Genomic DNA, 8,543 nt, shown 5'->3' with positions numbered 1-8,543 from the left:
AAGACCACCTTCTACCTGCACCTCAAGGAGTGCGAGTTTCGCTTCAACCATCGCCACGACGACCTCTATCGGGCGACCCTTAAGTTGCTACGATCCAACCCCCTCTGAGGGGCGTTTGCTTCCTAAGACCCTTTTCAAAGGGGGGAACCCGGTCTGGTGGATGTGTGGGGGCGTGGAGATGCCCGCGTTCGGTGAGTAAGCCACTGAGCCTCCAGACCCCGAGTCCTCACATCGAAGCCTCCCCCCTTTGGAAAAGGGGGGCAGGGGGGATTTGCTCCACCCACAAAAAGCCCCCGCCAACCCCTGGTGTATCCTTCCCGCTGTTTTAGCCAGGCCGGATTCATGAGCGAAACCCCCAACCCGGGCAAGAAACTGCCACTGCACTGGAAGATGGCGATCGGCTTCGCGGCCGGTCTGATCCTGGGGCTGATCGTCTACGCCGCCGGCATCGGCAGCGTGACCTGGGCGCAGCTGGCCGGCAACGCCTGCCCGGCGCTCGCGCCCGGCGCGGAACTGGGCTGGCAATGCCGCCCGCTGCTCAAGCTGTTCACCGAAATCGTCACCGCGCCGGCCGGCGAAATCTTCCTGCGCCTGATCTTCATGCTGGTGATCCCGCTGCTGTTCTCGGCCCTGGTCATGGGCGTGAGCGAGATGGGCGACATCCGCTCCTTCGGCCGCGTGGGTTGGCGCACCCTGGGCCTGACCGTGATCATGTCCGGTCTGGCGGTGGTGCTCGGCCTGGTCATGGTCAACATCTTCCAGCCCGGCGCCGGCGTCGATCCGGCCCAGGCCCAGCAGTTGATGAGCGAGAACGCCGAGCGCACGCAAAGCATCGTCGCCGGCAGCGCGCATGCCCCCAAGGGCATCCAGATGCTGATCTCGATCGTGCCCGACAACGTCATCAAGGCCGCCGCCGACGACGCGATCCTGGCGGTGATGTTCTTCGCCCTGATGATCGGCATCGGCACCGTGCTGACCCGTTCCAAGGCGGTCGATACGCTGCGCGAAGGCATCCAGGGCCTGTTCGATATTTCCATGACGCTGATCGGCCTGGTGATCAAGCTGGCGCCGTACGCGGTGTTCTGCTTCATGTTCAACCTGGCCTCGGCGTTCGGCTGGGACCTGCTGTTCAAGCTGGCCAAGTACGTGGCCGTGGTAGTCGCGGCGCTGGCCATCCACTTGTTCGTGGTCTATTCGCTGGCGATCAAGTTCATCGGCGGCCGCTCGCCGCTGGAGTTCTTCAAGGGCGCGCAGGAAGCGATGGTGCTGGCGTTCTCCACCGCGTCCAGCAACGCGACCCTGCCGACCGCGCTGCGCGTGGCCGACGAACTCAAACTGCCGCGGCGCATCTCGCGCTTCGTGCTCACCGTCGGCGCGACCGCGAACCAGAACGGCACCGCCTTGTTCGAAGGCGTCACGGTGATCTTCCTGGCGCAGTTCTTCGGCGTCGATCTGAGCCTGGGCCAGCAGGTGATGGTGATGCTGGTGTGCATCCTCGGCGGCATCGGCACGGCCGGCGTTCCGTCGGGCTCGTTGCCGGTGGTGGCGATGATCTGCGCCATGGTCAAGGTGCCGCCGGAAGGCATCGGCCTGATCCTGGGCGTCAACCACTTCCTGGACATGTGCCGGACCACGCTGAACGTCACCGGCGATATCGCCATCGCCGCGATGGTTTCGCGCGGGGTTGAGGATCCGCCGGCGGAGCAGTTGGCCGATTGAGTCGGGCCAAGCTGCGAGAAACGAAAAACCCGCCGGTTCGGCGGGTTTTTTTCTGGCCGAGCCTTCAGCTGTTGTGGGAGGGCCTTCAGGCCCGATGCTTTTCGCTCAGGTCGCTACGCAGCATCGGATCGAAAAGCATCGGGCCTGAAGGCCCTCCCACAAAAGCAGGCCCTCCCACTAGAGCGAAGGCCTTCCTACTAGAGCAAGGGCCCTCCCACTAGAGCGAGGGCCCTCCCGCACCGCACTGCCGGCCATGCCGATCCTGCCAATTCGCCAGCCCCAACCCGCCCCGCGCGCCTGAACCGGCGCCGCCGCGCCGCGGTTCGGGGCGACATCGCCGCCCCGGGATGGGACAATGCCGGCTCTTCGCCGCGTCCCGCCCGCTCGCCTCCGGGTCCGGCTTCCCAGCTCCGCCTTTCCAGCCTTCGCAGACGCCCATGACGACGCCCAGCCGCCGCGACCTCGCCAACGCCATCCGATTCCTCGCCATCGACGCGGTGCAGGCCGCCAACTCCGGTCATCCGGGCATGCCGATGGGCATGGCCGACATCGCCGAAGTGCTGTGGAACGACTACCTCAGCCACAACCCGGCCGACCCGAAGTGGTTGAACCGCGACCGCTTCATCCTCTCCAACGGCCACGGCTCGATGCTGCAGTACGCACTGCTGCATCTGTCCGGTTACGACCTGCCGATCGAAGAGCTCAAGCGCTTCCGCCAGCTGCATTCGCGCACCCCGGGCCATCCGGAAAACTTCGAAACCCCCGGCATCGAGACCACCACCGGTCCGCTCGGCCAGGGCTTCGCCAACGCGGTCGGCATGGCGCTGGGCGAGAAGTTGCTGGCCCAGCATTTCAATCGCGAAGGCCACGACATCGTCGATCACCGCACCTGGGTGTTCATGGGCGACGGCTGCCTGATGGAAGGCATCTCGCACGAAGCCGCGTCGCTGGCCGGCACCTGGGGCCTGCACAAGCTGGTCGCGTTCTGGGACGACAACAAGATCTCCATCGACGGCAACACCGACGGCTGGTTCACCGACGACACCCCGGCGCGTTTCGAGGCCTACGGTTGGCGCGTGATCCGCAACGTCAACGGTCAGGACGCGGTTGAGATCAAGACCGCGATCGACACCGCGCTCAAGCACGACGACAAGCCGACCCTGATCTGCTGCCGCACCACCATCGGCTTCGGTTCGCCCGGCAAGGCCGGCAAGGAATCCTCGCACGGCGCGCCGCTGGGCAAGGACGAAATCGTCGCCACCCGCGCCGCCTTGAACTGGCCCTACGCCGAATTCGAAATTCCGCAGGACATCTACGGCGGCTGGCGGGCGCGCGATCACGCCGCCGCGCAGCAGCAGTGGCAGCAGGCCTTCGACGCCTACGCCGCGCAGTTCCCGGCTGAGGCCGCCGAATTGCTGCGCCGGATCCAGGGCGAGCTGCCGCAAGGCTTCCTCGACCAGGCCGACGCCTACATCGCCAAGCTGCAGGCCGAAGGCCCGACCATCGCCTCGCGCAAGGCTTCGCAGATGGCGATCGAAGCCTTCGCGCCGCAGCTGCCGGAACTGATCGGCGGCTCGGCCGATCTGGCCCATTCCAACCTGACGTTGTGGAAGGCCAGCAAGTCGGTCGCCAGCAGCGATCCGAACGCCAACTACGTGTATTACGGCGTGCGCGAATTCGCCATGACCGCGATCAGCAACGGTCTGCAACTGCACGGCGGTTTCATTCCGTTCGACGCTACCTTCCTGGTGTTCAGCGACTACGCCCGCAACGCGGTGCGCATGAGCGCGCTGATGGGCGCGCACGTGATCCACGTCTACACCCACGACTCGATCGGCCTGGGCGAAGACGGCCCGACCCATCAGCCGATCGAACACATGGCCTCGCTGCGCTATATCCCGCACAACGACCTGTGGCGTCCGTGCGACGCGGTCGAGTCGGTGGTGTCGTGGAAGGCCGCGATCGCGCGCGCCGACGGCCCGAGCTGCCTGGTGTTCTCGCGCCAGAACCTGATCCATCAGCCGCGCACGGCTGAGCAGGTCGCGCAGATCGAACGCGGCGGCTACGTGCTGCGCGACAGCCAGGGCGCCCCGGACGTGATCCTGATCGCCACCGGTTCGGAAGTCGGCCTCGCCACTCAGGCCGCCGACGTGCTGACCGGCGAAGGCGTGAAGGTGCGCGTGGTGTCGATGCCCTCGACCGACGTGTTCGACCGCCAGCCGCAGGACTACCGCGAATCGGTGCTGCCCAACGCCGTGCGCAAGCGCGTGGCGATCGAAGCGGGCATCACCGACTTCTGGCGCAAGTACGTCGGCCTGGACGGCGAGGTGGTTGGCATCGACCGCTTCGGCGCGTCGGCGCCGGCCGAGGCGCTGTTCCCGTACTTCGGCTTCACCGTCGAGCGCGTGGTCGCGACGGTCAAGAAACTGGGCTGATCCGGCCGCCATCGCCGGAATACGAAACGGGGACGCCAGCGTCCCCGTTTTCGTTGGCGCAGCCCGTGCGCAGGATTACAAACCCGCGCCGGCGCCGCACTTACCGCCCCGCGCCACTGGCTTTACTATCCCCGTCAACGGTTGCGCGATGTCCGATCGCGCACCGTCCCGCGCAGGCGAGGGCATCGCCGGATACCGCGCGGGGCGTTCGCTCATCGCCGTGGAATCCGCCTACATGCCGCAAGACCCGCAAGCGCTGCCGCGCCTGCCGCAACTCGACGCCCTGCGCGGCCTGGCCGCGTTGTACGTGGTGCTCTACCACGTCATGGCCATGCCCGATCCCGATCTGCAGGTTCCCGCCGCGGCGCTGCCGATCATCGGCATGGGCGGCAGCGGCGTGGTGCTGTTTTTCGTGATGAGTGCGTTCTCGCTGTGCATGACCTGGCCGCGCCATATCGCCAGCGGATTGCCGCTGCGCAGTTTCTACCTGAGCCGCTTGTTCCGCATCGCGCCTTTGCTGCTGGTGCTGCTCGCGGTGATGGTGCTGCGCGATCAACTGCGCCAGCCCGCGCGTTACGGCGCGAGCGAGATCGGCTGGAACCTGTCGATGCTGTTCGGCCTGTCGCCGCAGTGGCAGGCCGGAATCGTCATGGGCAGTTGGACCATCGGCGTGGAGATGCTGTTCTATGCCGTGTTTCCGCTGCTGGCGCTGCGCGTGCGCGGTCTGCCCGCGCAACTGGCGGTGCTGGCGGCGAGCTACGTGCTGGCCCTGTGGGCCGCGCATGGTTGGCCGGCGCCGCTGGATTTTCTCGGCAACGGCTACGGCCTGCTGACGCAGATGCCGATCTTCGTGCTCGGCTGCGTGATCTTCAGGCTGTGGCAGCGCTTGCGCGAGATCGCGCCGCAACGCCGGCAAACGCTGGGCTTGGGGTTGCTCGCGCTCGGTGTGTTCGGCACTGTGGCGCTGTTCTACCGTTGGCTACCGAGCAATGCCTGGGTGACCGACTGGCATCTGAGCGCGCTGGGCTATGGCTTGATTCTGCTTGGCCTGTTGTTGACAACTCAGCGTTGGGCGGTTGGTTTGCTGGTCAATCGTGCGACGTGTTTTCTCGGCACGATCAGCTATTCGCTGTACTTGGTGCATCCGTTCCTGGTGTCGCGTTTGTATGGCGTATTCGCGCGTCTGTATGCCGCGTTGCCGGAGGGTGTGGCTTATCTGGCCTGCGCCGTGCTGAGCCTGGGTTTGTCGGTGATGGCTGCCTGGGCGACCTATCGTTGGGTCGAGAAGCCTGGGATTCGTCTTGGATATCGGCTGTTTGCGCGGGTGCAGGCGCGCAGGCGGGAGAAAATCGCGGCGGCTGAGCGAAGAGCATCGGGGCTGAAGCCCCTCCCACAAAAGACTTCGTAGCCGCGCGCACAGCTTGCGAGAAACAAGGGGCTTCATTCGTAGAACAAGCGAAGAAGCGATATCGCCGATAGCGAAGCACCGCCAGGATTGTTGTGGGAGGGGCTTCAGCCCCGATGCTTTCCGCTCAGCCGCCGCGCCCCCTTGCCAGAGTTTTCCTATCGCAGCGCACAGCCAACCCCGATAGATCGCTCCCGCCCGCAGGCCCAACCTGCAGGCATGAACCTGCCAATCCCAAACCCCGGCTACAAAGCGCTGCGCCGCGGCCGATGGTCCGAGCCCCAGCGGATCTACCGGGTCACCACCGTCTGCATTCGCCACCGCCGGATCTTCGCCAGCGAACACTGCGCGCAGATCGCCGCGCAAGCCATCGCCGATCCGGAAAAATGGCTGGGCGCGCGCCTGCTGTGCTGGGTGCTGATGCCCGATCACTGGCATGGCCTGATCGAGCTGCACAGCGACATCCGCTTGCAAAGCGTCGTCGCCTCGCTGAAGGGCCGCGCCGCGCGGGCGGTCAATCGCGCCTTGCATCGCAAAGGACTGGTGTGGATGCCGGGCTTCCACGATCACGCGTTGCGTGAGGATGAGGATGTGCTGCAAGCCGCGCGTTACATCGTCGCCAATCCGAAGCGCGCGGGTTTGGTGCAGCGGGTCGGCGACTATCCGCATTGGGATGCGGTGTGGCTGGAACAAAAGCGTCGGGGCTGAAGCCCCTCTCACAAAAGAACTCGTGGCTGCGCACGCAACTAGGTGGCGCGCGCAAAACCTGCAAGTACAAGAAGCGGAATCCGCAGAAGAGGTGATGGCACCGATAGCGAAGCATCAACAGGATTTTTGTGGGAGGGGCTTCAGCCCCGATGCCCTTCGGCCAGTTCGCGGGAGTCTGCAAAAGAACCCAACCAAGCCGCCCGCAATCACTCCGAAGCGCTACGCAACCCCAACCCCACCAACTTGGCCTCAACGCGCTCGCCGAACCCCGAAGGCGCCTCCAACCCCATGCGCTGCAACGCCTCGCGATCCTCGCTCGCCGGCGAGAACAACGCCCGCAACACCGTCCTGACTTTCGCCCCGCGCGTGGCCGTATTCGCCTTCAACCAGCCCAGCGCCTTGACCAGCCGCTGCTCGACCTCGGTGAAGTCGCTGCCCAGCGGATAGTCCGGCAGCACGCCCTCGCGGCGGAACGGCGCCAGCGCCGCGCGCAGGCGCTCGGGCGTATTGCGGCCCGACAGGCGCGGCTGAAATAGCTTGAGCTTGCCGTGATCCATCGCCGCCTTCATCAGCCCGAACTGATGGCGCGAATCGGCGACGGCCGTCATCGCCAGGACGCAGTCCTCGTCGGTCTTGCCGCGAAGGTCGGCGATGCCGTATTCGGTGATGTAGATATCGCGCAGATGGCGCGGGATCGTGGTCTGGGCGTAATTCCAGACCACATTCGAACGCACCTCGCCGGCGCTCTCGCGGGACGCGCGCAGCATCAGCACCGAGCGCGCATCGGGCAGCGCGTGCGCCATCGCCACGAAGTTGTATTGCCCGCCGACGCCGGACACCACGCGGCCGTCGTCGAGCGTGTCCGACACCGCCGCGCCGAGCGCGGTGGCCATCATGCAACTGTTGAAGAAACGCGCATCGCGGCGTTGCAGGCGCTCGAGGGTTTCGTTGCCGCCGTAGAGCTCATTGACTTCGCTGATGCGGCGCATGCTGACGCCGCGCTGCTGATCGGCGGGCATGTGGCGCAGCCAGTCGTAGAAATCAGGCGAGCCCAGATAGAAGCCGCCTTGCAGGAACTCGCCTTCGCGATCGAGCCGCTGCAGATCCTCGGCGCCGGCAGTGCCGTCGTGCACGCGGCGCATCAGCTCCAGATCGTCCACGACCTTGCGTTTGATCACGCCGACTTCGACCAGGCGGCGGAAGCCTTCGTTGATCATTTCGCTACAGCCAAAAAGCCCCACCTGAAATGACCCAAGCGGCGCCACTGGCGCCTTCGCGTTACGGTGGCCGGTGAGGTCACCCTCACCCGAAGCGGTGTCTACGAATCTCTCACCTGGCGCCTTCGCGTTACTTCTTCCGCTGAGGTCATCCTCTACCGAAGCAGTGCCACCCACCCCCAACGCCTCAATCACCCTTAAATAAGCCGCATTATCCGTATGCCGCAACGCCAACGCATGACATAAGGCATCGGCCAGCGTGCCGATGCCGATCTGCAGCGTCCCACCGTCGCGCACCAGGGTGCTGGCGTAGAAACCGATCGCATAGTCGGCGTCGCTGACCGGTTGCCGCGGCAGTCCGAACAGTTTCGGATGCGGGCCCGGCGGCGTCACCACCGCATCGAAGAACGAGGCCTCGACCGTGGCGCTGCCGCCCAGCCACGGCAACTGCGGATCGACTTCGGCGATCAACAACGGCCGCGGCAAGCCGCGCGCGACGATCGCATCGACCGCATCGAAGGTCAGATCGGTATTGCACGACAACGACAGCCGCGTGCCGCCGGCCGGATCGGCCGCGACTTTCTGCACGATCGCGTTGACGCCGCGATCGGCTAGAGCGCGCGCGACGTGGGTGTAGTTGAGGCTGGCGTAACGGCGCTGGGTCGCGCTGGCATTGAGCAGCGAGCCCGACTGCAGATAGAACTCCTCGATCTCGATGTGCCCGGGCAGGGCGTTGCGCTTGAGCGCTTGCACATAGCGCAGGCGCGGGAAGTCGTCGCCGAAATGGCGCTGCGCGAACGGCCCGATGAAGCGTCCTTCCAGACCCTTGCCCGCGCCCGGCGGGTCCAGCGACAGCGCCGTGTACAGATGCAGCGGCCGCCGGGTTTCGCGTTCGGCGCGCTCGTACAAGGCGTTGAGCAGGCGATGCGGCTTGCCCAGGCCGAGCGGCGCGCCCACATGCAGCGCGCCGTCAAGACGGTCGTAGAGAAAATCGACGGCCTCGGCCAGGGATTGGAAACGGGCGGGTTCGTTCATGCGACCAGTATCGCAATCCGCGCC

The 8,543-nt window shown here is 65.7% G+C and carries 5 protein-coding genes and 1 pseudogene; 5 read left to right on the top strand and 1 reads right to left on the bottom strand.

Annotation, left to right across the window (positions count from 1 at the left end):
* The 5 genes and pseudogenes from AB4Y92_RS23450 to AB4Y92_RS23430 all read left to right on the top strand — a co-directional run.
* Positions 1–108: pseudogene (locus tag AB4Y92_RS23450) on the top strand (IS1595 family transposase); the annotation flags it as partial.
* 234 nt (positions 109–342) lie between these two features.
* On the top strand, positions 343–1,719 hold the full coding sequence (locus AB4Y92_RS23445; RefSeq protein ID WP_441821824.1) for a dicarboxylate/amino acid:cation symporter: 1,377 nt from the start codon (positions 343–345) through the stop codon (positions 1,717–1,719).
* A 437-nt stretch (positions 1,720–2,156) separates the two neighbouring features.
* On the top strand, positions 2,157–4,154 hold the full coding sequence (gene tkt, locus AB4Y92_RS23440; protein ID WP_441821823.1) for a transketolase: 1,998 nt from the start codon (positions 2,157–2,159) through the stop codon (positions 4,152–4,154).
* 148 nt (positions 4,155–4,302) lie between these two features.
* Positions 4,303–5,562 (top strand): acyltransferase family protein, encoded by a 1,260-nt coding sequence (locus tag AB4Y92_RS23435; RefSeq protein WP_441821822.1) that lies wholly within the window; start codon positions 4,303–4,305, stop codon positions 5,560–5,562.
* A 216-nt stretch (positions 5,563–5,778) separates the two neighbouring features.
* Positions 5,779–6,267, top strand: coding sequence for an REP-associated tyrosine transposase (locus tag AB4Y92_RS23430; protein WP_441821821.1), 489 nt, complete (start codon positions 5,779–5,781; stop codon positions 6,265–6,267).
* A gap of 206 nt (positions 6,268–6,473) precedes the next feature.
* Here AB4Y92_RS23430 and AB4Y92_RS23425 read toward each other — a convergent pair whose 3' ends face one another.
* Entirely contained in the window at positions 6,474–8,519 is a 2,046-nt protein-coding gene (locus AB4Y92_RS23425; RefSeq protein WP_441821820.1) for an acetyl-CoA hydrolase/transferase C-terminal domain-containing protein, read from the bottom strand.
* Between the last annotated feature and the right edge of the window lie 24 nt (positions 8,520–8,543).

The organism is Lysobacter sp. TAB13, from assembly GCF_052113885.1.
Classification (GTDB): domain Bacteria; phylum Pseudomonadota; class Gammaproteobacteria; order Xanthomonadales; family Xanthomonadaceae; genus Lysobacter; species Lysobacter gummosus.
The sequence above is the reverse complement of the archived record's forward strand: the minus strand, read 5'-3'. Positions and strand labels throughout refer to the sequence as shown.

Excerpts from the sequence above, each read along its gene's own strand:
- AB4Y92_RS23445 (WP_441821824.1), top strand. The coding sequence starts at position 343 with ATGAGCGAAACCCCCAACCCGGGCAAGAAACTGCCACTGCACTGGAAG.
- tkt (WP_441821823.1), top strand. The coding sequence starts at position 2,157 with ATGACGACGCCCAGCCGCCGCGACCTCGCCAACGCCATCCGATTCCTC.
- AB4Y92_RS23435 (WP_441821822.1), top strand. The coding sequence starts at position 4,303 with ATGTCCGATCGCGCACCGTCCCGCGCAGGCGAGGGCATCGCCGGATAC.
- AB4Y92_RS23430 (WP_441821821.1), top strand. The coding sequence starts at position 5,779 with ATGAACCTGCCAATCCCAAACCCCGGCTACAAAGCGCTGCGCCGCGGC.
- AB4Y92_RS23425 (WP_441821820.1), bottom strand. The coding sequence starts at position 8,519 with ATGAACGAACCCGCCCGTTTCCAATCCCTGGCCGAGGCCGTCGATTTT.